The organism is Desulforhopalus vacuolatus, from assembly GCF_016918505.1.
GTDB lineage: Bacteria > Desulfobacterota > Desulfobulbia > Desulfobulbales > Desulfocapsaceae > Desulforhopalus > Desulforhopalus vacuolatus.
Map to the genome: position 1 here is coordinate 72,837 of NZ_JAFFPZ010000002.1, position 14,541 is coordinate 87,377.

14 protein-coding genes and 1 riboswitch are annotated in these 14,541 nt (G+C 53.2%); of the genes, 4 read left to right on the forward strand and 10 right to left on the reverse strand.

The window, feature by feature from the left end; genetic code table 11:
- Positions 1–44: 44 nt before the first annotated feature.
- Entirely contained in the window at positions 45–611 is a 567-nt protein-coding gene (locus JWG39_RS01940) for an NUDIX hydrolase (protein WP_205217668.1), read from the reverse strand.
- Between the two features lie 271 nt (positions 612–882).
- Here JWG39_RS01940 and JWG39_RS01945 point away from each other — a divergent pair, with 271 nt between their 5' ends.
- The 3 genes from JWG39_RS01945 to JWG39_RS01955 all read left to right on the forward strand — a co-directional run bounded on the left by JWG39_RS01945 (position 883) and on the right by JWG39_RS01955 (position 4,304).
- Complete coding sequence (locus JWG39_RS01945; RefSeq protein WP_205217669.1) at positions 883–1,530, forward strand: HAD family hydrolase; 648 nt, start codon at positions 883–885, stop codon at positions 1,528–1,530.
- Between the two features lie 10 nt (positions 1,531–1,540).
- Positions 1,541–2,185: an IMPACT family protein gene (locus JWG39_RS01950; protein ID WP_205217670.1), complete on the forward strand. Its 645-nt coding sequence runs from the start codon at positions 1,541–1,543 to the stop codon at positions 2,183–2,185.
- A 718-nt stretch (positions 2,186–2,903) separates the two neighbouring features.
- Entirely contained in the window at positions 2,904–4,304 is a 1,401-nt protein-coding gene (locus JWG39_RS01955) for an MltF family protein (protein WP_205217671.1), read from the forward strand.
- Positions 4,305–4,580: 276 nt separating this feature from the next.
- Here JWG39_RS01955 and JWG39_RS01960 read toward each other — a convergent pair whose 3' ends face one another.
- The 3 genes from JWG39_RS01960 to JWG39_RS01970 form a co-directional block, all read right to left on the reverse strand.
- Positions 4,581–5,252, reverse strand: a complete 672-nt coding sequence (locus tag JWG39_RS01960; protein WP_205217672.1) for a thiamine diphosphokinase — start codon at positions 5,250–5,252, stop codon at positions 4,581–4,583.
- 110 nt (positions 5,253–5,362) lie between these two features.
- The gene (locus tag JWG39_RS01965) at positions 5,363–6,430 is read right to left on the reverse strand and encodes an ABC transporter ATP-binding protein (RefSeq protein WP_205217673.1); all 1,068 of its coding nucleotides are present in this window, start codon (positions 6,428–6,430) and stop codon (positions 5,363–5,365) included.
- Positions 6,431–7,072: 642 nt separating this feature from the next.
- The gene (locus JWG39_RS01970) at positions 7,073–8,878 is read right to left on the reverse strand and encodes an ABC transporter permease (protein ID WP_205217674.1); all 1,806 of its coding nucleotides are present in this window, start codon (positions 8,876–8,878) and stop codon (positions 7,073–7,075) included.
- A 122-nt stretch (positions 8,879–9,000) separates the two neighbouring features.
- Here JWG39_RS01970 and JWG39_RS01975 point away from each other — a divergent pair, with 122 nt between their 5' ends.
- Positions 9,001–9,711: a queuosine precursor transporter gene (locus tag JWG39_RS01975; RefSeq protein ID WP_205217675.1), complete on the forward strand. Its 711-nt coding sequence runs from the start codon at positions 9,001–9,003 to the stop codon at positions 9,709–9,711.
- A 70-nt stretch (positions 9,712–9,781) separates the two neighbouring features.
- On the opposite strand, the gene JWG39_RS01980 is transcribed toward JWG39_RS01975, so the two are convergent.
- The 6 genes from JWG39_RS01980 to rlmD all read right to left on the reverse strand — a co-directional run bounded on the left by JWG39_RS01980 (position 9,782) and on the right by rlmD (position 14,446).
- A complete protein-coding gene (locus tag JWG39_RS01980) occupies positions 9,782–10,267 on the reverse strand; it encodes an ECF transporter S component (RefSeq protein ID WP_205217676.1) in 486 nt (161 codons plus the stop codon).
- Positions 10,264–10,905 (reverse strand): hypothetical protein, encoded by a 642-nt coding sequence (locus JWG39_RS01985; protein ID WP_205217677.1) that lies wholly within the window; start codon positions 10,903–10,905, stop codon positions 10,264–10,266. The genes JWG39_RS01980 and JWG39_RS01985 overlap by 4 nt, the downstream gene beginning before the upstream one ends.
- The gene (locus tag JWG39_RS01990; protein ID WP_205217678.1) at positions 10,892–11,443 is read right to left on the reverse strand and encodes a hypothetical protein; all 552 of its coding nucleotides are present in this window, start codon (positions 11,441–11,443) and stop codon (positions 10,892–10,894) included. The genes JWG39_RS01985 and JWG39_RS01990 overlap by 14 nt, the downstream gene beginning before the upstream one ends.
- On the reverse strand, positions 11,440–11,865 hold the full coding sequence (locus JWG39_RS01995) for a hypothetical protein (protein ID WP_205217679.1): 426 nt from the start codon (positions 11,863–11,865) through the stop codon (positions 11,440–11,442). The genes JWG39_RS01990 and JWG39_RS01995 overlap by 4 nt, the downstream gene beginning before the upstream one ends.
- A 20-nt stretch (positions 11,866–11,885) precedes the next feature.
- Positions 11,886–12,941 (reverse strand): thiamine ABC transporter substrate-binding protein, encoded by a 1,056-nt coding sequence (locus JWG39_RS02000; protein WP_205217680.1) that lies wholly within the window; start codon positions 12,939–12,941, stop codon positions 11,886–11,888.
- A 28-nt stretch (positions 12,942–12,969) separates the two neighbouring features.
- A riboswitch (TPP riboswitch) is annotated at positions 12,970–13,070 on the reverse strand.
- 65 nt (positions 13,071–13,135) lie between these two features.
- Entirely contained in the window at positions 13,136–14,446 is a 1,311-nt protein-coding gene (gene rlmD, locus JWG39_RS02005; RefSeq protein WP_205217681.1) for a 23S rRNA (uracil(1939)-C(5))-methyltransferase RlmD, read from the reverse strand.
- Positions 14,447–14,541: the final 95 nt, after the last annotated feature.

A 14,541-nucleotide genomic window follows, 5' to 3' on the forward strand; every position in this document is an offset into this window, starting at 1 on the left:
AGATGGGGGAAAAGTCAACGGGAGCGGGATTTCCCCGCATGCTTTCAGCCCAGTCGACCGGTGTGCAAAAACCAGCGCATCAGGGCGACCTGGGTGAAGGCGTGACGCAGAGTACCTTCTTTAATCATTTTGAAGACCTCATCCAGCCCGACGAGCCGTGTTTCAATGTCCTCCATGGGGTCCATCTTCGTCTCGGCCAGCTTCTCGGCGTCTTCGACCAGGATGGTAAACAGTTCATTGTCCTGAATAGCGGAATTAGGGGAGGTGCGGCCAATAACCTCGGCTTTTTTACCCACAAATCCGGTCTCCTCCTGCAGTTCACGGAGTGCTGCGGGCAGCGGATCTTCGCCGTCCTCCACAATTCCACCAGGCAGTTCCCACTCCATGGCTTCAGTGCCAAAACGGAACTGACGCACCAGTACAATTTCCTGCCGGGGGGTAAAGGCGAGTATATTAACCCACGGGGAAAGTTCAGAACGATAGTATGACTGAGTAATTCCGGTGCGCGGGCAGATTACTTTTGCAGTTGCTATCCGGAAAAAGGGAGATTCAAAGACCCGCCTGGTCTCTCCGATCTTCCAGCCGAATTTCTCTCGATATTTTTCGCTCATGTCTGTTCACTTCCTGTTGAGTGTCGTAGAATTAATAAAAGGGTACCTTGAATAACCAGTCTTTCGCCCATCTTCTTCGTTACAGTCAAAAATTTATCCTCCGACAAAGCGAGGAACGAGACGTCGAGATATCAAATATATACCTCCGGTAAATTTTCTCCTGTGCCTCGAATATGAACGAAATACAAGATTATTCAAGGTACCCAAAACTGTAATATTTGTGACGGCTGCTCCCCCGCAAAGTTAAATTATTTTAAGAGGAAACTATTCTATGTCCAATCGTAAAAAATTACAGGCAATATTTTTTGATTTTGATGGTGTGATTGTTGATTCAACTTCAGTGAAAACAGCTGCCTTCCGCACTCTCTTTACTGCGTATCCCGAGATTCTCGACCGGGTGATCGCACACCATCTGCGCTATGGCGGCATCAGTCGTGTGGAGAAAATCCGCTGGGCCCATGCCGAACTGCTGGGCAGGCCTCTCAGTGAAGAGGCTCTGGCGGTAGAGGCGAAACGCTACTCTGAGATGGTGCTTGATGCGGTGGTGGCCGTGCCGTACGTTCCCGGAGCACTCGAATTTCTACAGAAATCTCGACGTGAATATCCTGAAATCCTGCTCTTTGTTGTCTCCGGGACTCCCCAGCCTGAACTGCGCGAGGTCACCCGCCGCCGCAATCTCGACCACTATTTTGTCGAGGTGCTCGGTTCGCCTGCCCATAAACCCGAGCTTGTGCGGGAGCAACTCAAAAAACATAACCTGCAGAAGGAAAAGTGCGTCTTTATCGGTGATGCCCTTACGGACTATGAGACCGCCCGCGATACAGGTCTTGGCTTTGTTGGTATTCAACAGGTGAACAGGTTTCCAGAAAACACCGTTACCCTGCCGGACTGCACCGGGCTGGCAGGAGTGCTGTTGTGAGGGGAAGACATTGACTTCTGTAAAAAAGGATACTGCGGCTGCCGCCTTCCTTGAACCGGCGGCAGATTCTCTGCCGGTAGTGGCCGAGCTGACTGAAAAAAAGAGCCGATTCCTCGCCCGTCTCTATCGTATCGAGAGCAGAGAAGAGGCCGTGGCTCGTCTTAAAGACGAGGTTGTGGCGGAGAACAGCGCGGGGCATCACTGTTCGGCGTGGGTAGCAGGCGATCCGCAGCAGCCGCAGGCAATTCACTGCAGCGACGACGGCGAGCCATCGGGTACGGCGGGACGACCGATGCTGGCAGTGCTTACCGGCGGTGGATACGGGAACGTGCTGGTGGTGGTAAGCCGCTGGTTCGGCGGAGTGAAACTCGGTACCGGCGGACTGGTGCGTGCCTATTCCGGGGTAACAAGGCAGGTGGTGGCTGCGGCAGAATTCCTTCCCTTTGTATCGCAGACCCGGCTGAAATTCTCTTTTGCCTACCCCTTTGAACCGGGGGTTCGCCGTGTGCTGGAGCTGTACGGAGGACGCGTGGTCGGGCAGAAGTATGACGCGCAGGTTACTCTAACGACGGAGCTGGAGGCAGCACGTGAGGAGGAATTGTGGCTGCGGCTGATGGAGACGACGGCGGGGGCGGTGCGGTTGATACAAATATGATGCTGAACATAATGGGGAAGGACGGGAGACGGGAGGCAGGAGACGGGAGAAAGGGAAAAGCAAAAGGTGGTAAAACAGTTTTTTTTGCCAACGAATAATACCATTCCTATTAACTCGTTTTGTCTCCTGTTTATCCATTCATGGTTACAAACTACAAAAGGAACCACGAATGGACACGAATAAACACGAATTATTACTGAAAAAACCATAAGAGAATGCATGAGACCTATGGCAAGGTATTGTTTCTGCTTATCGGCCCATAAGGAGCAGGGTCTGTTCTCATGCTCCAGGTAAAAACCACGGAAGACACGGAATATGAGAGCGTAAAACGCTCAACCCGACTTTCGGATGACTCCCAAAGTTGATTAATACTCCTGGTGCACTGTACGGCTTAACTTCGGATGCAAACGTTTTCGTTTAATGCGTTGTCCCTGGCTGGTGAAGCGATACTCTTTTTGAGTTTATAATTGTCTATATATTGGTAAGTTAGCAGTATATGCTGGCTCAACTCAGCTGCTATGCACTATATGCAGAGAATTGCTGTTGTTCTATTTTTACTCTTTGCGGCCTTCGCGTTCTTCGCGGTGAAATTATTTGTCTTGTTTCATAGTTTTTTTGAGAAGTTACTCATGTTCTTCATAATGTAAAAGAGGCTTTCAATATGTGTAGATGTACAGTCGGATTGAAGACAGTCCTGTTTAGTCTTGTGGTGATAGGGATGGCGCTGCCAAACTCCTCTTTTGCAATATTTAAAGGTGATACAAATATTGCAAAAAATGACAGAATAAATAAGAAATTCACAGGCGATTACTCCGAAATGGTGAAACGGAAAATTATACGGGTTCTGGTTCCGTATAATCGCGCATTTTTCTTTTTTGATGGTGCCCGGCCTAAAGGAATCTCTTATGAGAATGGGGTGCAGTTTGAAAAATTTATCAATAAAAGAGAAAAAACCGGGACTCTAAAAATTAAAATTGTATATATCCCAACTCCTCGCGCGAAACTGCTGGAAAGGCTGGCAGGAGGCCATGGTGATATAGCAATGGGAAACATTGCCATAACTGATGGGCGCAGAAAGATTGTTGATTTCAGCGTACCATTTGCGAAAAATGTGAATGAAATTGTTGTGACAGGGAGTTCGGTTGCAACCCTCCAAAGTCCCGATGACGTTTCAGGCATGGAAATTCATGTGAGAAAGTCCAGCAGCTATTATGAAAATTTAATGAAACTCAATCTGGTGCTGAAGAAATCAGGCAAAAAACCCGTAAAAATTATTGCAGCCGATGAGCACCTCGAAGACTCGGATCTTCTTGAGATGGTCAGTGTCGGGCTCATTCCAGCTGTGGTCGTTGATACCCACAAAGCGAAACTCTGGAAAAAAGTGTTCCCTGACATAAAGCTTCATACAGAGGCCAAAATTCATAGTGGTGATCAAATAGCCTGGGCGGTGAGAAAGAACAGCCCGGAGCTTAAGGGCGTTATAGCTGAATTTGCTCAAGGTCATAAAGCGGGCACTTTGACGGGCAATGTCATTATAAATCGCTATTTAAAGAATACAAAATATATAACCAATGCTGCTGCTACTGCTGAAAGGAAAAAGTTTGATAAAGCTGTCGATTACTTTAAAAAATATGGGGATAAATATGATTTTGACTACCTGATGCTTGTCGCGCTGGCATATCAGGAGTCGACACTGGATCAAAGCGTGCGCAGTGCCGTTGGCGCGGTCGGGGTTATGCAGATGATGCCGGCAACAGCTGGTGATAAAAATGTGAATATTGCAAATATAGAAAAAATAGAACCTAATATTCATGCGGGTACAAAGTACCTTCATTTTATGGCAGACAGGTATTTCCCTCCAGAAGGAAATCTGGATACACTGAACAGGGCACTTTTTACTTTTGCTTCCTATAATGCAGGGCCGAACAGGGTTGCAAAACTCCGGGCTGAGGCAGAGAAGATGGGATTGGATCCTAATGTCTGGTTTGATAATGTTGAAGTCGTTGCGGCGAAGAGAATAGGTCGAGAGACCGTGCAGTACGTCAGCAACATAATGAAATATTACATTGCCTATAAAATGCTGCCTGGCCATTTTGATCAGGATGATGCGGAGAAATAATACCATTTACATTTTTGCGGATTCCAAGGCAGGGACGGGAAAAGGGATAAAGGAGACGGGAGACGGGAGACAGGAAAAAGCAAAAGGTCTTTGTAGAGACGACCAATTTGGGCGTCTCCAGCACAACGGACGATTCTGCCATGAGATCAATGTTACATCTTGTTTATCCATTCGCAATCGCCAAAAAAGATGTCTACGCAGTTGCGTTCTCTAATCAGTAAAAAATGTAATTGGTATTAGTGAAAATTCCAGCAGCCTTAATTGTACGCAGCACCCCTAATTATCCATCACCATCAGCAGCGTTCCCTCTGTGAAGCACACGAGGCAGGAGTCTTTCTCAATGCAGTTGCTCACGCAGCGGCTTGAGCCGAGACGGAGGTTGATGTGATCGACGGAGTATTCAAAGCCGATAAGACTCAAATCTTTGACATCTCCGGAGATGGGCAGGAAGGAGACTCTGGCACCTGGTATGCCATAAACGGTGTGGCTGCCGGGGGGGAAAAGGCGTACAAGGTTGTGGTCGCCGTGGATAGAGATGTCGAGGTTACGGTGGCCCCAGGCAGTGGGAATGAGAATGGTTGCCAGTGTCATGTCGAGACGGCCGCCGAGGCCTCCAAGAAGATGTACAGAAACCTTGTCGTGACGGTTGGACTTGTATTTCTCCCGCATTTTGACGGCGTAGTGCAGGGCCAGTTCAAGGTCGGTGTTGTCTTTGTGGGTTGGATGCTGATCTATCTTCACATGTTGCATCTCAAACTTCTTGCGGAGTTTCTTCGGAGTAGAGTCCAGGTCTCCTACCAGCAGATCAGGGATGATCCCGAGGTTGTCACAGTGAACGGATCCGCCGTCGGCACAGATAATAAAGTCGGCATCAGAGGCGATGCGGAGGGCTCTTGCTCTGTTTTTGAGTTTGCCGTTTGCGAAGATGACGATTTTTTTTTCAGTCATGGCCTGTCGCTTTCTTTAAAAGTGCCGGCCTGTGTGACTGCGGGATGGCAGGCATGGGAATTGGGAATTGGGGACGCAATGAGAACTGTCATGATGTCGTTTATATAGTCTCATGTCTCCGATTGCGCAAGCAGGACCATCGAATTCTCAGGGACATCTATCTCCACGACACTTCCTGCAGCGGGTGGTGTGGGGGCAAGGGGAATCTCAAAGGTCAACGGGGCGTTAAGGCCGTCAATCTTCTCCACCCTGAGTCGGTAATACCCGCCGAGGCAGATGCGGCTGCGCACTGTGCCGCTCACCCTGAGGCCTCTTCCCTCAGTCGCTCCTGCGAGTGTCGCACCTTCCGGTCTCAGCAGCAGGGTCCGCTGCTCCGGTTCATTCTTATTCTCCATGTCATCAAAACGCAGTCTGCCGAGCGGGGAGGTAAATTCGCAACCATCAAGGCGGCCTTCCACGAAGTTGGCAAAGCCGAGAAAGGAGGCGACTTCCCCTTGTTGCGGGTCGCGGTACACCGCTTCCGGTGTGTCAAGGCGGGCGAGGCGGCCGTCGAGCAGGACCGCGACCCGGTCGGCGACGGAGAAGGCTTCCTTTTGATCGTGAGTGACGAAAATGGCAGTCACCTCCAGCTGTTTGAGTATGATGCGGATCTCCTCGGCGAGGTGATCTCGCAGGCTGCGGTCAAGGGAGCCAAGGGGCTCGTCGAGCAGCAGCAGACGCGGGTGTGGAGCAAGACTGCGTGCCAGTGCCACCCGCTGTTGCTGCCCGCCGGAGAGTTCGTCAATGCGCCGTTCGCCATACCCCGCCAGATTTACCAGTTCCAGCATCTCCTTCACCCTTGCGGCGGCCACGTTTCCCTTCATTCCCTGCATCTCAAGTCCGAAGGCTATGTTCTCCGCCACATTTTTATGAGGAAAGAGGGCGTAGTCTTGAAACATCATGCCGAAGCCCCGGCGGTGTGGCGGGGTGTCGCGCAGGTCTCTCCCGTCGCAGGAAATGATACCGGAGGCGGCCTCTTCCAGCCCGGCAATGGCACGGAGCAGGGTGGTTTTACCGGAGCCGGAGCGGCCGAGCAGGCAGAGAATCTCCCCGCAGGCAAGAGAAAGGGTAACTCCGTGGAGTACGGGCTGGCTTTCATAATTGACGTACAGTTGTTCAATATCAAGCAGTGGTTTCATATTTTTGTCCGGTATTTCGGTAACGTGTCAAAAATTTATGGGAAAAGCAGGGCAACAAAACCTGATGACATCCATTGTGGTATGAAATTTTTTCAAGGTTCCCTTGTGAAAAACGAAACAGCGAAAAAACTTTTTGCCAACGAATAAAGGCTCGAAAAAGGCGAATAAAGACATTTTATATAAAAACGTAACTTCTCAAAAAAAACTATGAAACAAAACAAATAATACCATTCCTATTAAGTTGTGCCCCCCCCCGTTTTGCATCCTGTTTATCCGTTCGTGGTTACAAACGACAAAAGGAACCACGAATAAACCACGGAAGACACGGAAGACACGGAATATGAAAGCGTAAAAAGCTCAACCCCGACTTTCGGATAACGCCCAAAGTTGATTAATAATCCTGGTACACTGTACGGCTTAACTTCGGATACAAACGTTTTTGTTTACTGTGTTGTCCCTGTTCGTGAAAATTCGTGTCCATTCGTGGTTACAAACTGCAGAAGGGATCACGAATGGACACGGATAAACACGAATTATTACTCATTCGTCATCGCCAAAAAAGATGTTTACGCAGTTGCGTTCTCTGTTTAATTTTAAAATCTTTTTTAAAGTTTTTTGCCTTTATTCGCATGATTAGAGCTTTTATTCGTTGGCAAAAAGTTTTTCGCTGTTCCGTCTTTTGCTTTTCCCTTTCTCCTGTCTCCCGTCTCCTGCCTCCCCTTCTCCTGTTTTGTTTTTTACGAGGTTTTGAGGAGTATTACTCTTGCGCCGTTCCAGAAGTCCGATGAGGACGAAGCCTGATCCGGCAGCGGCCATCAGCAGGGAGGCCATCGCCATTGCCTCGCCGTAGTTGAGCTCTCCGGGACGGCTGAGGAAGCGGAAGATGGCCAGCGGCAGGGTGGGCAGCTGGGGTCTGGCAATGAACGCGGTGGCGCCGAACTCTCCCATGCTGATGGAGAAGGCGAAGATGGCTGCGACCACCAGCGCCGGGCGCAGCAGCGGCAGTTCAATGCGGCAGAATGCTGTGAACGGGGATGCGCCGAGCAGGGCGGCGGCATCGCGCAGGCTGGCGGGGATGCGGCGCACAGCGGGCAGCAGACTGCGCACCACAAAGGGAAAGGCGACGAGGCTGTGGGCCAGCGGCAACATGATAAAGGAATCACGCAGGTTGAGCGGCCAGTGGTTGAGGGTGACGATGAAGCCGAAGCCGAGGGTAACGGCGGAGGTGGCCAGCGGCAGCATGATAACGGCATCCCACAGCGAGGCTGTACGTCCTTGTGTTCCGGCAAGAAACTCGGCGCTGATCATCCCGAGTGGCAGGGCGATCAGGGTGGTGGTGAGGGCGATGGCAAAGGAATTGACCATGGCCGAGAGTGGCGGGGCGTAGAACAGGGAGGAGTGCCCCACGCTCAGCGCCTGATAGTAGCGCAGGGTGAATCCATTTTCGCCACTGAAGGAGGAGACGACGAGGGAGAGCAGCGGGGCAAGAAGCAGCAGGGCGATGAAGCTGAGGTTGACGGCGATAAAGAACCGGCGGGTCAGCGAAGTGGCATGATCCCCGGCAGGGGTTGTCCCGTTGAAAAAGGAGACACCGGTGCGGCGGCTGAGCAGGGCGTGTACCCACATCAGCGCAAAGTTGAAGATGATCTGCAGAAGGGACAGGCTGGCGGCCATTGGCAGGTTGAAGAGCTGCACCGTCTGCCGGTAGATTTCCACCTCGAGGGTGGAATACGCCGGTCCACCAAGGATAAGGATGATGGCGAAGCTGGTGAAACAGAAGATGAAGGTCAGCAGCGCTGCTGAGGCGATCGCCGGCATGAGCAGCGGCAGGGTGACGCGCAGGAAGGTCTGACGGGGACTGGCTCCGAGCATCTGCGCGGCGGCGGCGAGGCGCTGGTCGAGACCGCTCCAGTAGCCGCTGACCATGCGGGTGACCAGACTGTAATTATAAAAGACGTGGGCGAGCAGGAAAAAGAAGATGGTGTGGTCAATGACGATGGGCGGCGCAGTGAAACCAAGCTGGTGTACACAGAAGTCGTTGATCAGTCCCCCTCGACCGAGCATGGCGCGGAAGGCGGCCGCAGTGACCACCGTTGGCATGACGAAGGGGATGGTCATCGCCGCTTCGATAAAGCGCTTGCCGGGAAAGCTGCAGCGGGCGAAGAGCCATGCCCCGGGCAGTGCGAAAAAGAGAGTGAGCAGGGTGGAGAGCGCCGCCTGCCATATCGTGAACCAGAGGATGTGGCGATAGACCGGATTGGTAAAGAGTTTTGTCAGTGTACCGTCGGCGTCCGCCCTGAAGCTGATAGAGGTGATACCGGTCAGCGGATAAAAGTAGAAGAGGGTGAGAAAGAGCAGCGGCAGGGCAAAGAGCATCTTCCGTGGCGGAATGGCGGCGAGGCGGTGTGCGAGACGGGCTGCCCGGGGGGGATTCTGTGGAATAGACATGAGATGGCTTGCGCTCTTTCCTCTTTTTCTGTATCTTCTCCGCGCTCGGGGAGAGGCACGATTGCTTCTCTTTTCGCGGCGGTGCCAGAACCACCCGCCCTACATCAAAACTGGAGAAAACCATGATTCAATTTGTCGGATTCAATGAACTTCTGTGGTTTGCCATGCTGCTGGTAAACTTTCTGCTGATCCTCACCATCTACCGTTTTGCCGGGAGAACCGGCCTCTTCCTGTGGGTGCCCATCGCCACCATTGTTGCCAATATTCAGGTGGTAAAAATGGTGAACCTTTTCGGGATTGAGGCAACCCTCGGCAATATTGTCTATGCCTCTTCCTTTCTTGTCACTGATATTCTCTCAGAGAATTACGGTCGTGAATATTCAAGAAAAGCGGTGCTCTTCGGCTTCTTTTCGCTTTTCTCCTTCACCCTGCTGATGAATCTGGCGCTCTGGTTTGTGCCCTCATCGGAGGACTTTTCCCAGCAGTCCATGCAGACCATCTTCTCGCTGATGCCACGCCTCACCCTTGCCAGCCTCTGCGCCTACGGGCTTTCACAGTATCATGACATCCTCGCTTTCGATTTCTGGCGGCGGCGTTTCCCGGCGGCCGGGCATCTGTGGATTCGCAACAACCTCAGCACCATGGTGAGCCAGGGGCTGGACACTGTGGTTTTTACCGGGATCGCTTTTTACGGTGTCTATCCTCTCCCAATCCTGCTGGAGATCTGCCTCAGCACCTATCTGCTCAAGTGGCTGGTCGCCATGCTTGATACCCCATTCATCTATATTGCCCGTTCCTTCTATCTGAAGGGCAAGGTGACGGAAGCGAACTGAAGGGAACCTTGAATATGAACGAAAGACAAGAGTATTCAAGGTTCCCTGAAGAAATTATTCCTGCGCTCTCCTATTCCCGCGCCATCCTGCTGTACATGGCAAAGAGTGCCCGTCCGCCGATATAGGCCCCGGCGGCCTGGATGAGGTTGGGGACAATTTCCGCCAGTGCCCCGGCGAGACCGATCTGTGGCATCAGCGTCTCGCCGACAAAGTAGAGGGCTGCCATGGCCAGGACTCCGGCAAGGGGCAGCAACGCCGCAGCCGCTCCCGATCTGCCCCGTGCCATGCCGCAGAGCAGTCCTTCCACACCCTTGGCGACAAGGGTGAGCGGGGCAAACATGGCAAATCCTCCTATGACATCCGCCAGTGCCGAACCGAGGCCACCGGCGATACATCCACCCCGCGCTCCCAGTACCAGTCCGGCAAAGACAACCGCCACATCCCCGAAGTTAAAATAACCTCGACTGGGAATGGGAATGCGCACAAAAAGGGTTGTGAGCAGGACCACGATTACCATTGCCACCAGAAAATACCATCGCGTTTTCAGCTTTTTCATTTCTTTTTTCCTCTCATTTTTTCTGTCGTGAAACAGTGTTGTATGCGATTATCCATCAACTCCCCCTGCAGTTCGGCCTCGCGTAGAATATAAAAAATTAGTGTTAGAATAGAGATGAGCTGCCGCCGGAAGCGCCCCCCCATACTGCATTTCTGTTGCTGGTTCTCCGGAAAGAGGGAGGTGTGCAGCTCAATATTTTCCATGGCGTTGCGTGATGTGCTGTAGAGCGAGCTGCCGAGGAGCAGATATTTCTTGCGGCCGACTGCTATCGGCAGGGCAAAAATGTCCTCCATGGAGATAAAGGAGAGGAGAACGTTGAAGGTGAGGAGAGTGCTGAGAAAGAGTGCCAGCCGTTTGGCCGCAAAGATCGACCACCAGCTCAAAGGATGACCGTTGAGGGAGAAGATGCCAAAGATCAGGTAGAAGAGGCCCATCAGTACCACAAAACTGGCGAAGAGCCGCAGTTCCTGGAAGAACTGACGTGGCGAAGTGCGCACTATGCCTGCCACTGATATTCCCGCCAGGGCAAGACCCTGAGCGAGGCCGCTGTCCAGCCAGAGAATACAGAAGAGACAGATGAAGAGCAGGGCAAGAAACAGCAGAAGGGCGAGTTTAAAGGAGGAATTAAGGCTGGGCATAGTCTTCTTTCAGGAGGCTGACTCCCCCTCCCAGCGCCGTAAAGTTGAGCCGCCGCGCCTGAGGATAGCGGGCGAGGGTCGCGTCGCTGTGGCTGATAAGCAGCAGGGTGTGACGCGGGGCGAGACGGCCGTCCAGTCCGGGAATGGCCGCATACATCTCCGCTTCGTCAAAGAGGTAGAGAACCTCCCGCTCTTCTCCGGCGGCTGCGGCAAAATCGTTCAGCAGGGCTGTCATGGCGCTCTCTTCATTTGCAGGAATCGGTTTCCCGAGGGCGGCAGCCCGTGCCCGGATTGCCTCACACTGCAATTGAAAATCCTGCTCGAACCAGCAGATGAGCGGGGAATCCACGTTTTCACTGCGGGCGGCGGGGAGCACTATCCGGCGCACAAAGGAGCTTTTGCCAAGGCCGTTATCGCCGGTGAGCAGCCACACTTCACCGCTGCGGAGGATAAAATCTTCGCGGAGTTCAAGGATGATTCCGCCGCCGCGCTCCTTCTGATACAGCGGGCAGCTGCCTGCGGGAATGGTTATATTCACGTCTTTTTCCCGGTGTTGAGGAGTTTTTCCTCCGTCTCTTCATTCAGAATCCTGATCTCCTCCCGAGTGTCGCGCGCGGTCTCTACCAGTGCCAGTACCACCCGGCGGGTAGCAGGGAAAAGGGGGCGGAAAAAGTTGATAAAGAGGATTCGCGGAGCGGGGGAAGCGAGGGCGAAGAGGGTGGCGAGGATGATCTTCTGCCCGCCGGAGAGGCGGGCTGTCTGTGTCTCCATTGTCACCCCGCGCAGGGCGTCTTTCACTGCATCCGGCAAATTGGTGAGGAGGTGTTGCATCGTCTCAATGTTGAGGTTGTACAGGCGCAGTTCATCGCGTACCAGACCACCGGAAAGTACCGGCAGGCGACTGTCCATAATCAGGAAGCGGTCGCCGTGGGTTTCAATATGATTGAGAATTGAGGGCATGGCCGGGTGTGCGTGGGCCTTTAGTGGCGCAAGACTTCGTTGGTCCAGGCTTCAACCCAGCGTGCGCGGTTCTCCTCAATTGCCTTTGCACTTATCTCAACCGGCGTTTTGGCAATGGTGGTGTTTTTCACAAAAACTTCCGGCAGTTTCACCGTCTTGTTGGCCGGGAAGACGAACATCTGCAGTGGAATATCTTCCTGGAAGGGGGGGCTGAGGATGAAATCGACGAATTTCCGTGCAAGGGCTTCTTTTTTCGTTCCTTTGAGGATACCGATAAACTCAATCTGACGGAAAGCAGACTGATTCTCTGTGACTGCGGCAGTACGGGCAGCGGCGGTTTTGTCACTGGAGAACCACACGGCAGCCGCCGGACTGGAGGCATAGCTGACGACGATGGGCCGATCGCCCTTTTTTGAACCGGCAGTGAAATGACCATAGTAGGCGTCGCTCCAGCCGTCGGCAATATAGAGATCATTGGCTTTGAGTTGCTTCCAGTAATCAAGGTAGCCCTCTTCACTGTCGCCGTAATGGGCAACGGTGGTGAGCAGAAAGGCGAGGCCGGGGCTCGAGGTGGCGGGATTTTCGACTACGGTGAGGCTGCGATATGCTGGATCAATCAGTGAATCAAGGCCTGTCGGAGGGGCAATCTTGTGTTCGAGAAACCACTTTTTGTCATAATTGAGGCAGACATCACCATAGTCCACCGGCAGGAGACGGTGCTTTTTGTCGAGATCAAGGATGGGCATAATCTGACTGAGCAGGGGAGATTCCCACGGGAGGAAAATATCGGCCTCAAGGGCACGGGAGAGAGATGTGTTGTCCACGCCGTACAGGACGTCGGCCAGGGGATTTTCCCTGGAGAGAATTGCCTGCACGAGGGTCGCCCCGGCATCGGAGTTTTTCAGAAAACGCACTGTAACATCGTTGGCCTTCTCAAACTGCGCCATCACATCTGCGCTGACGCTGAAGCTGTCGTGGGTCATTACGGTGAGGGTTTCAGTGGCGAAGGAGGCTGTGCTGCCAAGGCAGAACATGGCAACGCTAAAAACGACAAGAACGGGACGGGTGAATTTCATGAGTGCTCCTGTAGCAGTATTTGCGGACAGGGCGGGGAGAAAACTTCCCTCCGCCGGCATTATCCGGTTCAGGTGTGGCGGTCGGGAAGCTGCCCCTCTCAGCCCTCTCGGGCTCCCGCAGTTCATCTCAACATAAGGTTTTTGTCTGCGAATTGCAAGAAAGGAGAGCGACGGAGGATTCGGTCCGGATCCCTTTATTCACGGCAGAGAATGGTGACAATCTCAAGGTGGTGAGTCTGGGGAAACATGTCCACCGGCTGCATGCCGGTGATATGAAAGCCGTGGTTGCGCAGGGCGGTAAGATCGCGCATGAGAGTTGCCGGATCGCAGGAGATAGAGACCAGCCGGGGAGCCAGCGAGGCCAGGATGGGGGCAAGAGCCGGTGCGCCTTCACGGGGCGGATCGATCAGGACGAGGTCAAAACGGTCTCCGGTGGCGGGCAGCTCCGCACAGGCAGTGTGTACCGGTACCTTGCGGAATTCCGCCGTCACTCCGGCTGCTGCGGTGTTTCTCTTCGCGCTGCGAATGGCGGAACCCTGACCCTCGATACCGAGGACCTCCGCACCCTGCAGCGCCATCGGCAGAGAGAAGTTGCCCATGCCACAGTAGAGGTCGAGCACCCGTTCTCCCGGCTGCAGACTGGCGAACTCCAGTGCTGTCTCGATCAGCCGCTGATTCTGGGCAGGGTTGACCTGGCAGAATCCGCCGACTTCAAAGCTGAAGTTCAGCGCCGGAGTAAGGCTGGATTGAGCGTAAGAGTAGCCGAGCAGGCGTGATTCTTCTCCGGATGCCCCCTGCAGGGCAAAATTCTCCCCGCAGAAAAAAAGTCGATTCACCTGCGGCAGCGTCTCGACGAGTTTAAGTGCGGCCTTGCGGTCGCCGGGGCGGGGCGGGCGCTGAAAGTGGAGGAGAATCACGACCTCGTCGGTGTGCGGATCTGCCATCAGCTCTACCTCACTGCACAGCTCAAGAAGTTGCCTGCCGCGAGCGCGAAGACCGGCGAGGACCTCGTTGAGCGTGGGCGGGGCGAGCATGCATCTGTCAATCTCCACAATATCATGGGAGCGGCTGCGGCGAAAACCGGGACGACCGTCCTGCACTGCCAGACGAAGGCGTTGACGGTAGCCAAATTCTTCCGGTGCCGCGAGTATCGGCCTGCGTACTGCTTCCACCTCTGCCGCCAGCTCAGGAGACTGCCGGTGCAGCAGATCACTGAGCATGGCCTCTTTCAGCTCCAGTTGCAGGGCGTATTCCGCATGTTGCAGATTGCAGCCACCGCATCCCTTTGCCAGCCATCGGCAGGGTGGTTTCCGTCGTTTTTCATGGGGCTGGAGAATTTGCTTCAGCGTGGCGAAAGAATAGTTTTTTTTCTCCTCTGCAGCGTTTACAATAAGAGTTTCTCCGGGCAGACTTCCAGGGATGAGCAATACTTGTCCTGAACTTCCACGGGCAAGGCCGAACCCGCCGTTAACGATTTTCTCAACGACGATATTTTCTTTTTTCATTGGCAGTATTTAAACGTGTTTCTGTGAGGAAACATAAAAAATTTAAGAGGGAAGACCGGATAACTGTGTTGCCCGTGCTTTTCCCCTCTGTGCGT

Excerpts from the sequence above, each read along its gene's own strand:
- JWG39_RS01940 (WP_205217668.1), bottom strand. The coding sequence starts at position 611 with ATGAGCGAAAAATATCGAGAGAAATTCGGCTGGAAGATCGGAGAGACC.
- JWG39_RS01945 (WP_205217669.1), top strand. The coding sequence starts at position 883 with ATGTCCAATCGTAAAAAATTACAGGCAATATTTTTTGATTTTGATGGT.
- JWG39_RS01955 (WP_205217671.1), top strand. The coding sequence starts at position 2,904 with ATGGCGCTGCCAAACTCCTCTTTTGCAATATTTAAAGGTGATACAAAT.
- JWG39_RS01960 (WP_205217672.1), bottom strand. The coding sequence starts at position 5,252 with ATGACTGAAAAAAAAATCGTCATCTTCGCAAACGGCAAACTCAAAAAC.
- JWG39_RS01965 (WP_205217673.1), bottom strand. The coding sequence starts at position 6,430 with ATGAAACCACTGCTTGATATTGAACAACTGTACGTCAATTATGAAAGC.
- JWG39_RS01970 (WP_205217674.1), bottom strand. The coding sequence starts at position 8,878 with ATGTCTATTCCACAGAATCCCCCCCGGGCAGCCCGTCTCGCACACCGC.
- JWG39_RS01975 (WP_205217675.1), top strand. The coding sequence starts at position 9,001 with ATGATTCAATTTGTCGGATTCAATGAACTTCTGTGGTTTGCCATGCTG.
- JWG39_RS01980 (WP_205217676.1), bottom strand. The coding sequence starts at position 10,267 with ATGAAAAAGCTGAAAACGCGATGGTATTTTCTGGTGGCAATGGTAATC.
- JWG39_RS01985 (WP_205217677.1), bottom strand. The coding sequence starts at position 10,905 with ATGCCCAGCCTTAATTCCTCCTTTAAACTCGCCCTTCTGCTGTTTCTT.
- JWG39_RS01995 (WP_205217679.1), bottom strand. The coding sequence starts at position 11,865 with ATGCCCTCAATTCTCAATCATATTGAAACCCACGGCGACCGCTTCCTG.
- JWG39_RS02000 (WP_205217680.1), bottom strand. The coding sequence starts at position 12,941 with ATGAAATTCACCCGTCCCGTTCTTGTCGTTTTTAGCGTTGCCATGTTC.
- rlmD (WP_205217681.1), bottom strand. The coding sequence starts at position 14,446 with ATGAAAAAAGAAAATATCGTCGTTGAGAAAATCGTTAACGGCGGGTTC.